A 15,720-nucleotide genomic window follows, 5' to 3' on the forward strand; every position below is an offset into this window, starting at 1 on the left:
GCTGTTCCAGCGATGGCTGTTCTACGGCATCGGCACGATGTTCTCGATGGCGGTACTGGCAGCGATGGTATCGATCGCGCTGGACATGGTGATCCGTGTCTCGACCGCGTTCTGGTCCACCGCCCTGGTCAACAAGTTCCTGCTCGAAGGCGCCTCCAGCGACGGCATGACCAGCCAGGCGATGCAGCAGGGCGGCATGGGCCTGATTCTCACGACCCTGATCCTGACCGCTCCCCCAATGGCAGCCATGTTCTTCCAAGGCACGCTGGGTAGCTTCATGGCATATTCGCAGATAGGTGGATCCCCGGCAGCTCAGTCAGGTCCGCAGGGTCAGCCGCCGGGCTCCTATACGCCGCCGGCGCCGAGTGCTAATGCGGCTCAGACTACGACAACACAGGCTGATGTATCCTCGCGGGTGTCGGGGCAGGGGGCATCTCCAGGCCAATCCGAAATTGATCTAGGTCGTTAGGGTCTGGCAAACAAAGTTAGGTAAGGTGTATTCCTATGATCCAACGTCCTTATAGTGTTGCAATGCTGCGGAAAGTCATTATGGTGCTTGCAATTGGTTGCATTGCACTATTGAGTGTTCCGCTTGTTGCGAGCGCAGAGGGTCGTTGCCCTCCTGGTTCGTATCCCATTGGCGGACAAGGCGTCGGGGGATGTGCGCCAATCGCCAGCGGCGGTGGCGCGCCCCAGGAGGCACGACCAACAGGACGTTGGATCAAAACCTGGGGTGCAATCGCAACGTCCTCAACTGGCGAAGTTGGCGTGGCAATTGAGAAGCTCTCAAAGTCTGATGCAGCCAAGGAAGCAGTTTCTCAATGCGTCAAGTTGGGTGGCCGTGATTGCAAAATGGCGCAGGCTTATAAAAATCAATGTATTGCGTTGATCTCGCCAACTACATCTGAGCGCGGAGGTTCTGTGATCTCAAGTGCGGAAACCGAGCAGGTCGCTACTCAGTTGGCGATGAAGACCTGCACCACGCGGGGTAGTGCGGGGTGCAGCAAACTGTACAGTGCTTGTACTAAGCCGCTTTTTGAGAGCTTTTAATCGTAGTTGGGGCGAAGAGCGCATCACATGCGGTCAGTCATGGATTGACTTTCGACCAGTTGGTGAATTCAGTGGCCCTACTCAGGAAATTCCTGCAGTCTTCACCAACGTTTGTGGAGGAATGACACGCCGGATAAGCCTTCGACGAGCGGTGGCAGTCAATCGGGCGGTTCGACTTCAGTTGGGAGTAATGTCGTAGTGACGGGCAGTAACTCCACAGTCGGGTCAGGAAATTCTGATACTGGCCGTAAAGGCTTAGCTTCACATTAGGAGCCGGAAATGAAGTCAATTCGTGTCTATTCAGTTGCAGTACTCCTTCTGGGTATGGGAGTCATTGCCAGCCTGCCACAGACGGCCAGTGCGGAAGGAAGATGTCCTCCCGGTCAGTATCCAATTGGTGGTCAGGGAGTGGGTGGCTGCGCACCCATTCCGGGGGGTAACACTGGAACGGTATCGGCGGCGCCAGTTGCAACGGGGCGCTGGATCAAAACTTGGGGCGCCATCGCTTTGGCCAAGGGCGGGGACGTAGGAGTAGCTCTTGGTAAACGAAAGAAGGGAGACGCAGCTTCTGAGTCGCTTGCCAATTGTGGACAGCGTGGGGCAACGGATTGCAAGGTTGTGTTGGCGTTCAATAATCAATGCGCTGCATTCGTATCACCCAGTGACGCAAGGTTTGGTGGCTCTACGTTTGCGCGTGCGGCTTCTGTCGATGCTGCGAGCAAGATGGCTGTGGATGCTTGCGTGAGACAGGGAAGTAACGGTTGCAAGGTCATTTATTCCGGGTGCACCGAGCCAGAGTTTGAGAAATTCTGATTTAGGTTTCGGCTGCTGCTATGGTCGGAAACGACAAGTAGCCGGGATTTGCAGATCGAAGAGCGCCTGGCGTCGATACACGGGGCTACGTCAAACTTCGACTGCATGAATCATCTGAGTGATTCCGGACTTCAGCAGGACAAGGCTCGGGTCATTCGATTAATCGCCCCCGGCACGGGTGGCCCAGCAGTGACTGTGAGTTCAATGTCGCTGCTGTTCAACAAACCAAGCAGCTGTTCCCACGATGGCTGTTCTACGGCATTGGAACCATGTTCTCCATGGCGGTGCTGGCGGCGATGGTCTCGATCGCGCTGGACATGGTGATCCGCGTGTCTGCCTCGTTCTGGATGACGCCGCTTGTGAACAAGTCCCCGCTCATGGGCGCGTCCAGTGACGGTATGACCAGTCAGGCGATGCAGCAGGGCGGCATGGATTGATCCTGACGACCTTGATTCTGACCCTCAATGGCGGCCATGTTCTTCCAGGGCATGCTGGGTGGCTTCGTGGAATATTCGCAGATAGGTGGCAGCCCTGCGGCGGCGCCTGGTCCGAATGGGCAGCCGCCGGGCAGCTATACACCTGCGCAGACGACAAATGCGGCAGAGCAGAACGCGTACCTGAAGCAGTTGCGCCGCAGGAAGCCGGCGAAGCCCGGTGACCCAGTTGCGGGTCCGGAGCCGGTGTACGAAATCCAGGTCAATACCGTCTACGAGAACGCGACCAAACCGAATCGACTGGTCAGAAAGTACTGGGTGAACTGTTCGCAGAACAGCGTGGCCATCAGGACGAGCCTGATCCAGTGGCGCGATCGGCCAATGGAGAACGTCCCGCCGGATAAGTTCGAACCGCAGGCCGAGGCGATTGCTCCCTGGCAGGTGCAACTGGTGCGGTTTGCCTGTCTAGTTGGGCCTGATCCCAAGGCCAAGGTGCCAGCGGAAATGATGAAGCGTGGCTTCCTTTCCATCGGTGACGTCGGGCAATCGCCTGTGGATTTCATCTGGGCCAGCCTGTGGAAGGACGGCAAACGTCCAGCATTCACCTATCTGCCGAGCGACGCTGAAATGGATCGTACTGTGCGTGGCCTGGAAGCGGCTGTGGCGCGCGGCCAGAGTGAAACCAGCAAAGCTCTGGATGAGTCGCGACGCGCAGCCAACCGGGTGGGTCGTAACAATCTCATGGACCTGTGGATCGGCAAGACAGAGCAGGAATTCGTGCCGACGTGGGGCCCACCGGATCGTGTGGAGAACGGGGCCGATGGTTCGCGCACGTTGTACCTGCATCGTGGCGAGCGTGTGCAGGGATTGAATGCTTATGGGCATGTCGTCAGTGACGTAAACAATCGATGCGATATCACGGTGCTGACGACGGACGGCTACGTCCGCGACTACGCCACACAGGGGGCCGCATGCGCCCAGCAGTTGCGCTGAGCGCGATTGCTGGCCACGACGCGAGGAAGCATGGCTTGTGCTGGGTCCCGCACCCGTCGACTTAAGCGGCGTAGGCTTTCCGTGCAACATCGCCCCGGCCGGACCAGACCGTATGTGGGAATGCGAGCCATACCTGCGGTGCCATCCACCGCGTGTCTGATTGTCGGATAAGCCACCATTCACGTTAACCGCGCTGTTTCTGTGATCAAGTGCGCTTTTCATCCCAAGCACCCTTCGACGAGCGCTGCCTCCTCGAAGTAAGCTGCGTGCGCGTCAAAATCCCGACGCGCCGGTGCCATCGAACACAGGAGCTTTTCCGTCCATGAGGACTGTGTCCCCCCGCGGTGCGGGTGACGCTTGCCACCATCGCGGTTGCCGTGGGCTCGGGGCTATCATCCGCCATGGCGGCCGCAGGGCACGTGCGAGGCATCGCCCCGTTTCCGGCCTCCGCTCGGGAACTGGCAAGACGGGATTGAAGGAGTTGCAGGGGATGGAGAAGGGGAGTGGCACGCACATGGACAATGCCCTGGCGTTCGTTCCGTCCGGCGCGAACCTGCTGGAAGCCGTACGCGGCGATCTGACCGGTAATGGTTTCCAGGACCAGCTCCTGGTGATCGACCAACCTCCTCCGGAGGGCTTGCTGCCCGGCGAGCACGGACCGAACCGGGTCCTGTTGTTGCTGCTGGGCGATGCCACGGGCCGCTGGCAGCTGGCGGCACGCAACGACAAGCTGGTGCCGTGCTCAACGCGCGGTGGCATTGCCGGTGATCCCTTCGCCTACGTGACGATTGAAGACGGCGCGTTCAGCGTGATCACCAACGGCGGGAGCCGCGAACGCTGGAGCAGCATCTACACCTTCCGGTATGCACCTGCCGAGCAGGCGTGCTGGGTGCATGGCGTGCAGCGCAAGGTGGTGGACACCGAAACCGAAGCAACCCACACGCGCGATTTCTCCGCGGCCGAGCTTGGCCGGGTGCGGTTCGAGGATTTCGATCCGTCCGTCGTCGCCGACGTGAGCTTGCCTTGAGTGCCATGCCTGTGAGGAGGCGGGAGTATCCAACGATGATCGAGCAGGAGTTTCACCGTGTCGCAGGATAGGGAGTCGTTGCTGTTGCGGCAGGCCACGGAGGCCGGCATGACTTCGTCCCGGGAACTGGCCAACTTCATGGCGCAGGCCGGGCATGAATCCCGTGGCTTGAGCCGTCTCAACGAGAGTTTCAACTTCACCCGGGGCATCTCGCAGATCCCGGTGGAAGCAGCGTGGCGCAATGGCAACGGCGCGCTTGAGAGCGCCCGCCAGGAGGCGCTGCGTGGGCGGCCGGAGAACCTGGCCGAACTGATGTATGGCGGGCGCATGGGCAATGACGCGCCCGGTGATGCACTGAAGTATCACGGCCGTGGCTATCTGCCGCTGGTCGGCAAGGAGAATTACGAGCGTGCCGGCAAGGCGCTGGACCTGGACCTGGTGAATCAGCCGGAGCTGGCCGCGCAACCCGAGCACGCAGGCCGTATTGCCGTGTGGCAGTGGCAGACGCGGGTGCCGGAAGCGGCGCGCGAGGACGTGCGCGAAGCGACGCGTGCCCTGAATGGCGCGCTCAACGGCATCGAAGCCCGCCAGCAGCGTTTTGACGTGTGGCAGCAGAAGCTGACCCCCGATGTGATGGCGCGCCTGGAGCGTGGCGAAGTGGGGGCGCCTGCCCAGCCCACAACGGGACGCGACATGTCGCAACCGGGCGAGCCGGGATACACGCTGTTCTCGGGAGCGCGCCAGCACCTGCAGCAGATGGGGCCGCAAAGCGGTCTGCGCAGCGTGCAGGAACTGGACAATGCCGCCGGCGCACTGGCGCTGAGCGCGCAGAAGGCGGGGATGTCGCGCATCGATCATCTCCTGGCGGGTAATGACGGTCGCACGCTGTTTGCTGTACAGGGCGCGCTGGGCGATCCGGCCATGCTGCGCGCATCGGTCGATCGCGAACAGGCGGCGCAGCAGCCGCTGGCGCAGAGCAGCCAGCAATTGGCTGCCAATGTCGCCCAGCAGGACCCGGCGGCCGCGCTCGCCCGCGAGCAGGAGCAGCGTTCTCGATCCCTGTAACACCGATGCCGGCGGGCAGGGTGCCCGCTGGCGCTTTACGTACGACGCGTGGCGCCCTGTGGCGCCGACATGGAAACCCACCCGTAAGGACACCACATGCGAATCGTTCCCCCGAATGCCCGCCACGCCGCTGCCCGCTGCAATGCACCCGTGCGTCGCCTGCCGCCGCTCTGGCTGCTGTCACTTGGACTTGCCGCAGCGTCGGCACAAGCCCAGGAGGCAGCGGCGCCCGTCGTGGAGACGCGCCCCGCTGCCGAGGCTACCGTTGAGGCGCCTGCAGGGGCGGCGCCCGTTGCAGCGCCCGCGGCGGCCGACGCCGTTGTCGCGGCGCCGGCTCCCGAAGTACCGGCTGCCGCGACACCCCCTGCGACACCGGTGGTGGACACGCAGCCGGCGCCGGCTGCGGACCCGGCGCCTGCGCCCGTTCCGCCCGCAGCGGCGGCGCCTGTGGCTGCACCGCCTACAGTCGTCGAGTCAGCGGTCCCGGCGGTAGCGCCGGCACCGCCTGCATTGGCCATCGTGCCGTTGCCGCCCGAGCAGGCGACCGAGCGTGCGCTCGGTGCCCGCTGCCCGGTGGATCTGGCCGGGCGGCTGGCGAGCCAGGGCGACCTGCTGATCGGCGCCTGCCAGGGCACGATGCCGGCGCATCTGGCCGCGCTGCTGGTCGCGCTGCCCGAACAGGACATCCACCTGCCGCGCGGCTGGCGCGAGCGTGAGGTGCGGCAGAAGGCCTGGTTCAAGGCCGTGCCGGGCTATGGCCAGCGCCCGGACTTCATCGTGCGGATGGGCGACATCTGGGTGCGCTCGCTGGAAGGGCGCGACGCCGACAGCACGTTCTACCTGGTGTCGGCGCCGTTCACCTGCAGCGACCAGGTCGCCAACCGGGATGAGTACGGCGCGGAGCCGGTCCGCGTGCCAGCGGGTGAATGCCGCGAGGCCTATGTGGCCCAGCGTGTGTACCAGGTCCGCGGGGATGCGGCGCCGAGGGATGTAACCACCGATGCCATGCCGGTCATGCCGCAGCAGGCGGAAGCTGATCGTGCGCGCCAGCTCTCGCGTGAGGGACGGATCAGCCTGGACCACAGCAAGTTGCAGTATGGCCCGGCCATGCGCTGGTTCGTGCAGTATCCGGAGTCGGCGCAGAAGGGTGGTCCGCGCGCCTACGGTGACTGGAACCGCGAGCACATCGCGTTCGTGGTCTGGACCGGCGATCGCTTCGAGCTGCGCGACAAAGTCGCGCGGGCGCAGTGGCCCTGTGATCCGGTGGCGCCCGGCGATCGCGCCTGCGGTGGATTCCCGGATTCCGGGCCGGATCTGTTCGTGACGGCCGGAGCATCGCTGCCGGTGGCGGCCTCCAGCCCCTGAACCAGAGTGCCGATGTACAACGGGAGCCGGAAAGACCGGCTCCCGTGCTGTCCATCAGGCCTGCAGGCTGCGGGTCTGGTTCTGCTGCTGTTCCAGCTGCTGGTCGCGCTCCAGTGCAAGGCGCTGACCTGCGGCCTGCTGGTCGATGCGCTGGCTGCTCTGTTCCAGCGGTGTGTTCATCGCCACCGCCGTATCCACTGACACGCGAAGGTGGGCCGGGTCACCGCCCTGGCCCTGCACGGCAAAGCTGCGCGAGGCATCGGCATTCATGACCACTTCGTCGATGCGCTTGCCGCCCGCCGCATGCATTTCGGCGGCCAGGCTGCCGGCCAGTTGCGTGCTCATTACGTCTGGTACCCGGCCGACGCGGACGTCCTGCGCGTGCACGCCACGGATCGCGTCGTTGAACAGTGGGTTGCCCACATGGTTGGCGTCGTCCATGCGCAGCATGCTGGTGTGATGGCCGTTCTTCTCCGCTTCGCGGCGTGCCGGCTCACCGGGTTGCAGCGGGCCGCGGATGTGGTCGTACAGATCGACGGCGCCGCCCGGAATGCCCCGCGCCGCGCGGGTGACACCACGGCGCAGTGATTCAACGTCGTCGCGGTACTCCTCGATCATCCTGGCGTTGTCTTTTGCCAGCTTCTGCGTTTCCGGGTGTTTCAGCACCGAGCCGTCGCCGAGGAAGTTGCCCAGCTTGTGCGCACCGAACGAGCTGCCTGCGGCGATGATCGGCCGGTCAGGGATCAGGGCGCGCAACGAGTGATTGCTGAAGCCGTTTGCGGCGAGTGTCTTGATCTCATCCGGCTTGGCGTAGATGCGCACTTGGCCGAAGTGCGGCGAGGCAGAGCTGACCGGATCGGAGGCCATGACATGGTTGATCATGGTGTTGCCGCCTTCCGGGATGCGGTAGCTGAGGCTGACCGCGCCATAGGCGTTGAAGGTCTCGCCCTTGACATTGAAATGGTGCGAGGTGATCTGGGCCAGCGCGCCACCGAGAGAGTGGCCGGTGACGGTGACTTCGGGTGGGCGCTGTCCGAGATCCTGCCCCTCCTTCTTGGCGTAGGCCAGGGCGCGTTGGGTCAGCGCGATGGCGTCCGGTGCCTGGACGTTGGTGCGGGCGACAACCATGCCACCATCGGTCAGGATCGCATCGCGGGCGATCTGTTCGGTGCCGCGATGTGCGACGACAATTTCATTGGTGTCGACTCGCTGGTAGATCGTTCCCTGATAACCGTTCAATCGATTATCAACGTGCTCGAGGATCTTGTACTCATGCCCGTTGATCGCTACGAGCTCTTCCTTGCCGGGAGCGCGTCGACCGACCGCACGGTCCTTGTACACGTCGTCGGAAATACCCGCATAGTCTTGGCTGCTGAGGCTCATTGGCGGACCTCATTGGCTTCAAGTGAAGCCGAGAACAGCGAATTCTGCAGCTCAGGGCGGAACTTGGTGGGGTCTTCTTGGCCGCTTGCGCCGTAGTCAGGAATCTCGCTCACGCGCGGATAGTCCGAACGAGGATAGTGGCGAGTCTCGGTCTCGCCTTTCACGAATGGCGCTGCTTCAATAAATGAAAGGAAACGCGTCTCGCCCTCGGCCCCCGTCGCCTTCAGCATCGCGCCTGCACCGGTGAACTCCCACTTGCAGACACCGCGACCGTAGTAATCCTCATCCAGCATGCGGTCGATGTATACAGTGCCCCGGTACTCGCCATCAGCGACCTTGCGCAGTTCCACCGGTTCCTGGCTGGTAATCCGTGCAGCCGTGCCGGTGGCCGGCTCGATATAGCCACACTGGTCTTCGTTGGTGACGTCGTACTGCGCGACACCTTCGACCACCGCGAAATCGCCCGGGGCGTCCTTCAGGCGCAGCACCAGTTCATAGGCCTTGCGCGGGCTGGGGTTGAGCTTGGCGAGGCCGCGCCCACCCTGGGCGACATCGGCTTCAGCAGCGGCACGTTCCTGGTTCATGGCGGTCTCCGGATGGCAGGCGGTCAACAGAAGCAGAGCAAGGCACGGAATCATCTTGTGGCGCAATGTCGGCCTCCTGGTGTGTAGGGGGAAATGTGGCACTGGCAGCTCATGGCGCGAGCGTCCGCACAGTGGTTGTGGTCGAGAACAGCGCGTCGCGCAGTTCCTCCTTGTAGGCCGACGGATCTTCTTTGCCGCTGGCAGGGAAGTTGGCAGCGAGCTCGGCGCGGGGATAAGCAGTCTTCGGATAGTAGAGAGTCAACGGCGATCCCGCGTCCATGCGCTTCTTGTCGATGAACGTCAGGAATCGCGTATCACCTTCGCCGGGCGTGGCACGCAACATCGCGCCAACGCCGGTCAGCGTCCAGTGGCACGTACCGCGATCGTAATAGTCCTGGTCCTGCATGCGGTCGAGGTAGAACGTACCGCGGTATTCGTTCTCGCCCGTCCTGCGCAGTTCCACCGGTTCCTGGCTGGTGATGCGGCTGGCCGTGCCGGTGGACCAGATGACCCTCCCGCAGTCTCCGTAGTTGCTCACGTCATACTGGGCCACGCCCTCAACAACCGCGAACGGGCCTGGCGCGCCCTTCAGTGTCAGCACCAGCTCATAGGCCTGCTTCGGCGCCGGGTTGAGTTTGGCCAGGCCGCGTCCACCCGCGGCGACGTCGCGCTCGGCATCGGCGTAGGGCGAGCATGCCGCCAGCAGGACGAGGGCGAGCACTGCCAGCAGCGGCCGTCCCCTGTGTGCGAGGTGCGCTACACCCATGGCCCGATCCTGCATCGTGCGTCCATGTCCATCTATCCTTCCTGGGTGGCAGGTTTCTCGATTATGGAACGTGCCGGGAGCCCTGTGCCACCCCTTGGAGACGGATTTTTGACGCTCCCGGGGCGCGCCGCCGGCGGATCGCTTGCCGCACAGGGCATCCGATCGTCGCGTTGGCTCTGACGCCGGACGCAGGTTCGCAGCTGAATCCGTGACCGGAATCGATCATTCACATGTCCATCACTTCATCAAAGGTGTTGTCCTTGAACTGCACGATCCGCCCTGAAACCCGCGAAGACCACGCGGTCATCCACGCACTCACCGAGGCGGCCTTCCGCGAAGCCCCGCACAGCAGCCACACCGAGCATTTCATTGTGGATGCACTGCGTTCGCGTGGAGCGCTGAGTCTTTCGCTGGTCGCCGAGAAGGACGGGGAGGTCGTCGGACATGTTGCCTTGTCGCCGGTGACGATCAGCGATGGCAGCACCGGCTGGTTTGGCCTGGGGCCAATCTCGGTACTGCCCGGATGGCAGGGGCAGGGCATCGGTGCGGCGCTGATGCACGCGGCGCTCGGCGCATTGCGTGAGCAGGGGGCACAGGGCTGCGTATTGCTGGGAGAACCCGCGTATTACGGTCGATTCGGATTCCGCGCCGAGCCGGGCCTGGTGCTGCCGGGTGTGCCGCCAGAGTACTTCCAGGCGCTGTGCCTGCGGCCACCGATGGCGCAGGGAGAGGTGCAGTACTCGCCGGCATTCGAGGCCACGGCCTGATGATCGGGGCGGGCCTCGAACATCCGTCGAATGTCAGCCGTTGTACCGGAGATGGATCAGAGGATACGGGCGGCCCTGCGAATCCAGCGGTGAACGTCCGGTTTCGACGAAGCCCATGCGCTGGTAGAAGCCGACGGCCTGCGCGTTCTGTTCGTTGACGTCGGTACTCAGCTGCGGATGCAGGGCCAGCGCGTGCTGCAGCAGCTGCCGGCCGATACCGGTGCCGCGCACGTCCGGATCGATGAACAGCGCTTCCATGTGCGTATCGTCGATCAGCATGAAGCCAAGGGGATGGTCCTGCGCGTCGACGGCCACGGTCATCGCAGCCTGCGGCAGGAAACCGGCGACTTCGGCATCGATGGCCTGGCGGTCCTCGGCGCTGAGGAAGTCGTGGGTGGCGTCAACGGCGCGGCGCCAGAGGTCGACGAGGGCGGCGCCGTCGTCGGCGCGCGAGGGACGGAGGGTGGTCATGGGTTCACCAAGGTGCTTGCAAAGAGCGCGTAGTATGGCGCGTCCCGACCCAGCGCGCAGGCGTGGATTCATCCGGTGTTGCGATGGCGGATGAAGGGGCTGTAGGCAGTGGCCTCCGCGCGCAGCACCACGCCATCCTCGAAATCGCCGCTGTCGTTGAAGGGCACGGTGGGCCACCGCGGCCATTGCGCCAGGCGTTCGCGGTAGTAGTGGGTTGCTGCAGCCAATGCCTCGTCGTGTGCCTGCACGCGCTCCGCTGCCAGCCCGGAACGCACGCCATGCACCAGATGCGGCTCCAGCACGTCGAAGCCGACGTAGCGCAGGCTGTACATCAAGGGCCACAGCAACAACCGGGTATCTCCCTCGCGGCCGTCGACGGCGCAGGCCCGTGCCGATGAGCCGGTGGTGACGCTCAGCAACGCACGCTTGCCGCGCATCGCGCCGTGCTCGTGGCGCAGGCGGCTGTTGTACATCGGCCCGTAAACCAGCACGCGATCCAGCCAGCCCTTGAGGATTGCCGGCGGCGCGAACCACCACAGCGGGAACTGCAGGATGACCAGATCCGCGGCCTGCAGCAGCTGCAGATGGCGCTGCACATCGGCGGGCAGCCGACCCTGTTCGGCGCCGTGGCGTTGTTCGCGCTGGGCATCGAAACGGCCGGGCTGCAGGCGACTTGAATGATGGTGGGCCGCTTCCAGCGGATCGAAGCCCTCTGCATACAGGTCGACCACGTCCACCTGCAGCGCGTCATGCCGCAGCTGCTCCGCGGCCTGCGCGGCCAGGTGGGCGTTGAAGGAGCGGGGTTCGGGATGGGCAAGCAGGATCAGGGCGCGCATGGGGCGAGGTGTTCGAGGAGTGTGCGACCATCCTCGCGGCGCCGGTATGCCCCGGCAATTACGCACCTTGAGGTAACCATGGCCTATCCGGGCGATGTCTATGCCGCCGATTGCTCGGCACGCGATGCGCTGGCGCTGATCTCCGGCAAGTGGGTGATGCTGCTGTTGCCGGCGCTGGCGCAGGGCCCGCAACGCAATGGCGCGCTGCTGAGGAAGATCGAAGGGATCTCGCAGAAGGTGTTGACCCAGACCCTGCGGCAGCTGGAGCGCAACGGCCTGGTCGAGCGGTGTGATCTGGGCAGCAAGCCACTGCATGTGGAATACCGGCTGACCGAGGTCGCACGTGGACTGGTTGACACGCTGTCCGTCCTGGACCGTTGGGCCGAGCACAATTTCCCGGCGCTGGACGCTGCCCGCGAGCGCTTCGACACGCGTTAGCGGCGCCTGCACGGCCGCGGGCGTACAATGCGGCCCCGGCGGCCATCCTGGCCCTGCAGACACGCGAGAACCGCCATGACCGACGCCCTGGGTGTACCGGTGCACGACGCCGATGAACACTGGATGCGCCATGCGCTGGCGCTGGCCGAGCGTGCGCAGCGCGAGTACGACGAGATCCCCGTTGGTGCGGTACTGGTGGGCGCCGATGGCCAGCTGCTGGGCGAGGGCTGGAACCTCAACATCGCCTCGCACGATCCCAGTGCGCATGCCGAGATCGTGGCCATGCGGGTCGGTGGCACGCGGCTGGCCAATCATCGGCTGCTCGGCAGCACCCTGTACGTGACCCTGGAACCGTGCGCGATGTGCGCGATGGCCATCGTGCATGCACGCGTTGCCCGCCTGGTCTACGGCGCCAGCGACCCCAAGACCGGCGCCTGCGGCAGCGTGTTCGACCTGCTGGGCGATGCCCGCCACAACCACCGGGTGGAGATCCACGGTGGGGTGCTGGCCAAGGAGGCCAGCATGCGCCTGACCAATTATTTCCGTGCCAAGCGTGGCAAGCCGCCGCTGCTGCTGGAAGGCCATGCCGGCGAGGCCTGAGGGGCGAACGGGTATGATGGGCGCCTCTTTCCATCACCGGTAGGCCGCGCGCCTGCCCAGCAACGAGGCGACACATGGCGGACAACGGCGCGGCCAACGAGCGACTGATCTGGATCGACCTGGAAATGACCGGGTTGGATACCGACAACGATTCGATCATCGAGATCGCCACCGTGGTCACCGATGCCCAGCTCAACGTGCTGGCCGAAGGGCCGGAATTCGCCATCCACCATCCGCTGCAAACGCTGGAAGCGATGGACGAGTGGAACCGCAACCAGCACCGCCGCTCTGGCCTGTGGCAGCGCGTCGTGGACAGCACCACCACCCTGGGCCAGGCCGAGGCGCAGACGGTGAACTTCCTGGCGCAGTGGATCCCGGCCGGCCTGTCGCCGATGTGCGGCAATTCGATCTGCCAGGATCGCCGCTTCCTGCACCGCCAGATGCCGCGACTGGAGAAGTACTTCCACTACCGCAACCTGGACGTGTCTACGGTGAAGGAACTGGCCAAGCGCTGGGCGCCGAGCGTGGCCGCCGGCGTCGGCAAGAACAGCAACCACACTGCGCTGAGCGACGTGCACGATTCGATCGCTGAGCTGCGCCACTACCGCCAGTTCATGGGAGCGCTGTCGGGGCTGCCGGTTGCCTGAACAACGACGCCGGGCATGGCCCGGCGCTATCGGATGACACGCCAACGGGTAGTGCCGGCCGCTGGCCGGCAAGGCGCCGGGGTCGGATCCCTTTCCTGCGGAAAGGGCTCTGACCCCTCTGTCGTACCCCGCGACGAACCGTTCAACTTCCTGGCGCTAAGATCGGCGCCATGAACGAGCCGATCCTGCTCCCCCGCGACATCGCCCATGACGCCCGCGACTGGTCCGACCTGCAGCGCGCGGTGGCCCTGCTGGAAGCGCCGACCCTGACCGCGCGCATGGCCAACCTGGTCGGCACGCCGCTGGAGTTCGCGGTGAAGGCGCTGCCCAGCTCGGTCTCCAACCGCATCCACGGCGCCGTGCAGGCGGCGCTGAGCAAATCGGCACAGGCCGCGCTGTGGAGCATGGACAACACCCCCGGCAAGGGGGCGTCCACCCGCTGGCACAAACTGGCGGCGGCCACCTCGGGCGCGGTCGGTGGGGCCTTCGGCTTCGCGGCCTTGTTCATCGAGCTGCCGGTGTCGACCACCATCATGATGCGTGCGGTGGCCGACGTGGCCCGCAGCGAGGGCTTCGACCTGTCCGAGTTCAGCACCCGCCAGGCGTGCCTGGAGGTGTTCGCGTTGGGCGGCAACTCGCCGCGCGATGATGCCAGCGAGACCGGCTACTACCTGGCCCGCGGCTTCACCACGGATGTGATGCGCCACCTGTCGGCCGAGCTGGCCGGGCGCGTGGTGACCGGCCGCGACCTGACCCTGGGCGTGGCGCCAAAGGAAGCTGGCAAGCTGCTGGCGAAGATGGTGGAAAAGGTGGCGGCGCGCTTCGGCGTGGTGGTTACCGAGAAATTCGCTGCGCAGGCGGTGCCGATCGTCGGTGCCGCCGTCGGTGCAACACTGAACACCATGTTCACCGACTACTACCAGGACATGGCGCGTGGTCACTTCATCGTGCGCCGGCTGGAGTTGAAGTATGGGGAAGATGTGGTGCGCACCTGCTATGACCGCGTGGCGCATGGCGGCGTGCTGATCGAGCCCACGCTGTAACCGGCTTCGGGGTCGGAGCCCTTTGCGTTGCAAAGGGATCCGACCCCGGTTGCGCGCGGGGTCGGATCCCGTTCTCCAGGAAGGGGCTCTGCCCCCCGGCCGGTCATCCTTGCCTTGGGGGAACAACTGTTTTGCCAGTGCGTGCCTGTTGCCTGGCGGGCGCCATCCCCATTCTTGGCGGCACTCCCCCCGCAAGAGATCGCCGCCATGTTGTTCACTCCCCACCGCTTGGGCGCCTTGACCCTGCCCAATCGCATCGTGATGCCGCCGATGACCCGCTCGCGCTCGTCGGCCGGCAACGTGCCCACTGCCGAAATGACCGCCTATTACGCGCAGCGCGCCAGCGCCGGCCTGATCGTCAGCGAAGGTACCCAGATCAGCCCGCAGGGCCAGGGTTATGCCTGGACCCCGGGCATCCACAGCCCGGAACAGGTGCAGGGCTGGCGCCGGGTGACCGATGCCGTGCACGCCGCTGGCGGTCGCATCTACGCCCAGCTGTGGCACGTGGGCCGGGTCTCGCACGTGGCCCTGCAGCCCGGTGGCGCCGCACCGGTGTCGTCGTCGGCGTTGCTGGCCGAAGGCGTGAAGGTGTTTGTCGACCCGACGGGTGCAGGCCCGGAAGCGGGTGTGGGCGAAATGATCCAGCATTCGATGCCGCGCGCGCTGCGCGAAGACGAGATTCCGGGCATCGTCGCCGACTACGCCCAGGCGGCACGCAACGCGCTGGACGCAGGCTTCGATGGCGTGGAGTTGCACGGTGCCAATGGCTACCTGATCAACCAGTTCATCGACTCGCAGGCCAACCAGCGCACCGACGGCTATGGCGGCGCGTTGCAGAACCGCCTGCGGTTCCTGCGCGAGGTGGTGCAGGCGGTGGTTGCGGTGGCCGGTGGTGATCGCGTCGGCGTGCGCCTGGCGCCACTGACCACGTTGCAGGGCGCGGTGGACGATACGCCGCAGGCGACCTATCTGGCGGCAGCCCACCTGTTGGGTGAGCTCGGCGTCGGTTACCTGCACATCGCCGAGGCCGACTGGGATGATGCACCGCTGATGCCGGTGGCGTTCAAGGAGGCGCTGCGCATGGTCTACCCGGGTACGCTGATCTATGCCGGCAAGTACACCGCCGAACGTGCCGAGCAGGCACTGGCTGAAGGCTGGGCCGACCTGATCGGCTTCGGTCGCCCGTTCATCGCCAACCCGGATCTGCCTGAGCGCCTGCGCCTGGGTGCGGAACTGAATCCGCCGGATCGTGCGACATTCTTTGGCGGTGGCGCGGCGGGCTTCACCGATTATCCGACGCTGGAAGAGAGCGTCGCGGCCTGATCCTGGGCGCGGCCGGCCAGCGGCCGGCACTATCAGTGGGCGAGGGGTAGTGCCGGCCGCTGGCCGGCATTTCAATGTCGTATCGCCGATGGGTGGGTGCCGACCGTTGGTCGGC

General features: G+C 64.9%; 18 protein-coding genes and 1 pseudogene. 14 read left to right on the forward strand and 5 right to left on the reverse strand.

Going from position 1 to position 15,720, the window contains the following annotated elements; all coding sequences use genetic code 11:
* The 8 genes and pseudogenes from AC5P5W_RS13935 to AC5P5W_RS13970 form a co-directional block, all read left to right on the forward strand.
* Positions 1 to 469 (forward strand): annotated as a pseudogene (locus tag AC5P5W_RS13935) (TrbL/VirB6 family protein); the annotation flags it as partial.
* 35 nt (positions 470 to 504) lie between these two features.
* On the forward strand, positions 505 to 1,050 hold the full coding sequence (locus AC5P5W_RS13940) for a DUF4189 domain-containing protein (RefSeq protein ID WP_232463028.1): 546 nt from the start codon (positions 505 to 507) through the stop codon (positions 1,048 to 1,050).
* Between the two features lie 324 nt (positions 1,051 to 1,374).
* Positions 1,375 to 1,863: a DUF4189 domain-containing protein gene (locus AC5P5W_RS13945; RefSeq protein ID WP_229653776.1), complete on the forward strand. Its 489-nt coding sequence runs from the start codon at positions 1,375 to 1,377 to the stop codon at positions 1,861 to 1,863.
* Positions 1,864 to 2,132: 269 nt separating this feature from the next.
* The gene (locus tag AC5P5W_RS13950) at positions 2,133 to 2,300 is read left to right on the forward strand and encodes a hypothetical protein (RefSeq protein ID WP_321186030.1); all 168 of its coding nucleotides are present in this window, start codon (positions 2,133 to 2,135) and stop codon (positions 2,298 to 2,300) included.
* 27 nt (positions 2,301 to 2,327) lie between these two features.
* The gene (locus AC5P5W_RS13955; RefSeq protein WP_495221228.1) at positions 2,328 to 3,290 is read left to right on the forward strand and encodes a hypothetical protein; all 963 of its coding nucleotides are present in this window, start codon (positions 2,328 to 2,330) and stop codon (positions 3,288 to 3,290) included.
* 490 nt (positions 3,291 to 3,780) lie between these two features.
* The gene (locus AC5P5W_RS13960) at positions 3,781 to 4,317 is read left to right on the forward strand and encodes a hypothetical protein (RefSeq protein WP_014647568.1); all 537 of its coding nucleotides are present in this window, start codon (positions 3,781 to 3,783) and stop codon (positions 4,315 to 4,317) included.
* Between the two features lie 57 nt (positions 4,318 to 4,374).
* Positions 4,375 to 5,382: an XVIPCD domain-containing protein gene (locus AC5P5W_RS13965; RefSeq protein ID WP_075075582.1), complete on the forward strand. Its 1,008-nt coding sequence runs from the start codon at positions 4,375 to 4,377 to the stop codon at positions 5,380 to 5,382.
* Between the two features lie 96 nt (positions 5,383 to 5,478).
* Complete coding sequence (locus AC5P5W_RS13970; RefSeq protein ID WP_445391765.1) at positions 5,479 to 6,747, forward strand: hypothetical protein; 1,269 nt, start codon at positions 5,479 to 5,481, stop codon at positions 6,745 to 6,747.
* Between the two features lie 54 nt (positions 6,748 to 6,801).
* Here AC5P5W_RS13970 and AC5P5W_RS13975 read toward each other — a convergent pair whose 3' ends face one another.
* Genes AC5P5W_RS13975 through AC5P5W_RS13985 form a run of 3 tightly spaced genes read right to left on the reverse strand, consistent with a single transcriptional unit; the run spans position 6,802 to position 9,480 of the window.
* A complete protein-coding gene (locus tag AC5P5W_RS13975) occupies positions 6,802 to 8,130 on the reverse strand; it encodes an XVIPCD domain-containing protein (RefSeq protein ID WP_197574413.1) in 1,329 nt (442 codons plus the stop codon).
* Complete coding sequence (locus tag AC5P5W_RS13980) at positions 8,127 to 8,780, reverse strand: hypothetical protein (RefSeq protein WP_197574414.1); 654 nt, start codon at positions 8,778 to 8,780, stop codon at positions 8,127 to 8,129. Before AC5P5W_RS13980 ends, AC5P5W_RS13975 begins: the two co-directional genes overlap by 4 nt.
* A gap of 43 nt (positions 8,781 to 8,823) precedes the next feature.
* Positions 8,824 to 9,480, reverse strand: coding sequence for a hypothetical protein (locus AC5P5W_RS13985; RefSeq protein WP_495221229.1), 657 nt, complete (start codon positions 9,478 to 9,480; stop codon positions 8,824 to 8,826).
* Between the two features lie 260 nt (positions 9,481 to 9,740).
* Here AC5P5W_RS13985 and AC5P5W_RS13990 point away from each other — a divergent pair, with 260 nt between their 5' ends.
* On the forward strand, positions 9,741 to 10,247 hold the full coding sequence (locus AC5P5W_RS13990) for a GNAT family N-acetyltransferase (RefSeq protein WP_053495565.1): 507 nt from the start codon (positions 9,741 to 9,743) through the stop codon (positions 10,245 to 10,247).
* Positions 10,248 to 10,280: 33 nt separating this feature from the next.
* Here AC5P5W_RS13990 and AC5P5W_RS13995 read toward each other — a convergent pair whose 3' ends face one another.
* Both AC5P5W_RS13995 and AC5P5W_RS14000 read right to left on the reverse strand, forming a co-directional pair.
* Complete coding sequence (locus tag AC5P5W_RS13995; protein ID WP_169411848.1) at positions 10,281 to 10,718, reverse strand: acetyltransferase; 438 nt, start codon at positions 10,716 to 10,718, stop codon at positions 10,281 to 10,283.
* Between the two features lie 68 nt (positions 10,719 to 10,786).
* Entirely contained in the window at positions 10,787 to 11,554 is a 768-nt protein-coding gene (locus AC5P5W_RS14000; RefSeq protein ID WP_046431296.1) for an NAD(P)H-dependent oxidoreductase, read from the reverse strand.
* Positions 11,555 to 11,632: 78 nt separating this feature from the next.
* Between AC5P5W_RS14000 and AC5P5W_RS14005 the strand changes: the two genes are divergently transcribed.
* The 5 genes from AC5P5W_RS14005 to AC5P5W_RS14025 all read left to right on the forward strand — a co-directional run bounded on the left by AC5P5W_RS14005 (position 11,633) and on the right by AC5P5W_RS14025 (position 15,605).
* Positions 11,633 to 11,992, forward strand: a complete 360-nt coding sequence (locus AC5P5W_RS14005; RefSeq protein WP_197574416.1) for a winged helix-turn-helix transcriptional regulator — start codon at positions 11,633 to 11,635, stop codon at positions 11,990 to 11,992.
* Positions 11,993 to 12,067: 75 nt separating this feature from the next.
* Positions 12,068 to 12,592: a tRNA adenosine(34) deaminase TadA gene (gene tadA, locus AC5P5W_RS14010; RefSeq protein WP_197574417.1), complete on the forward strand. Its 525-nt coding sequence runs from the start codon at positions 12,068 to 12,070 to the stop codon at positions 12,590 to 12,592.
* Between the two features lie 74 nt (positions 12,593 to 12,666).
* The gene (orn, locus tag AC5P5W_RS14015) at positions 12,667 to 13,239 is read left to right on the forward strand and encodes an oligoribonuclease (RefSeq protein WP_197574418.1); all 573 of its coding nucleotides are present in this window, start codon (positions 12,667 to 12,669) and stop codon (positions 13,237 to 13,239) included.
* A gap of 170 nt (positions 13,240 to 13,409) precedes the next feature.
* On the forward strand, positions 13,410 to 14,282 hold the full coding sequence (locus tag AC5P5W_RS14020; RefSeq protein WP_197574419.1) for an EcsC family protein: 873 nt from the start codon (positions 13,410 to 13,412) through the stop codon (positions 14,280 to 14,282).
* Positions 14,283 to 14,489: 207 nt separating this feature from the next.
* Positions 14,490 to 15,605 carry an N-ethylmaleimide reductase gene (locus AC5P5W_RS14025; RefSeq protein WP_197576145.1) on the forward strand — a complete coding sequence of 372 codons (1,116 nt, stop codon included), beginning with the start codon at positions 14,490 to 14,492 and terminating at the stop codon, positions 15,603 to 15,605.
* Positions 15,606 to 15,720: the final 115 nt, after the last annotated feature.

It is taken from the genome of Stenotrophomonas sp. YJH_SMC_123 (genome assembly GCF_059368215.1).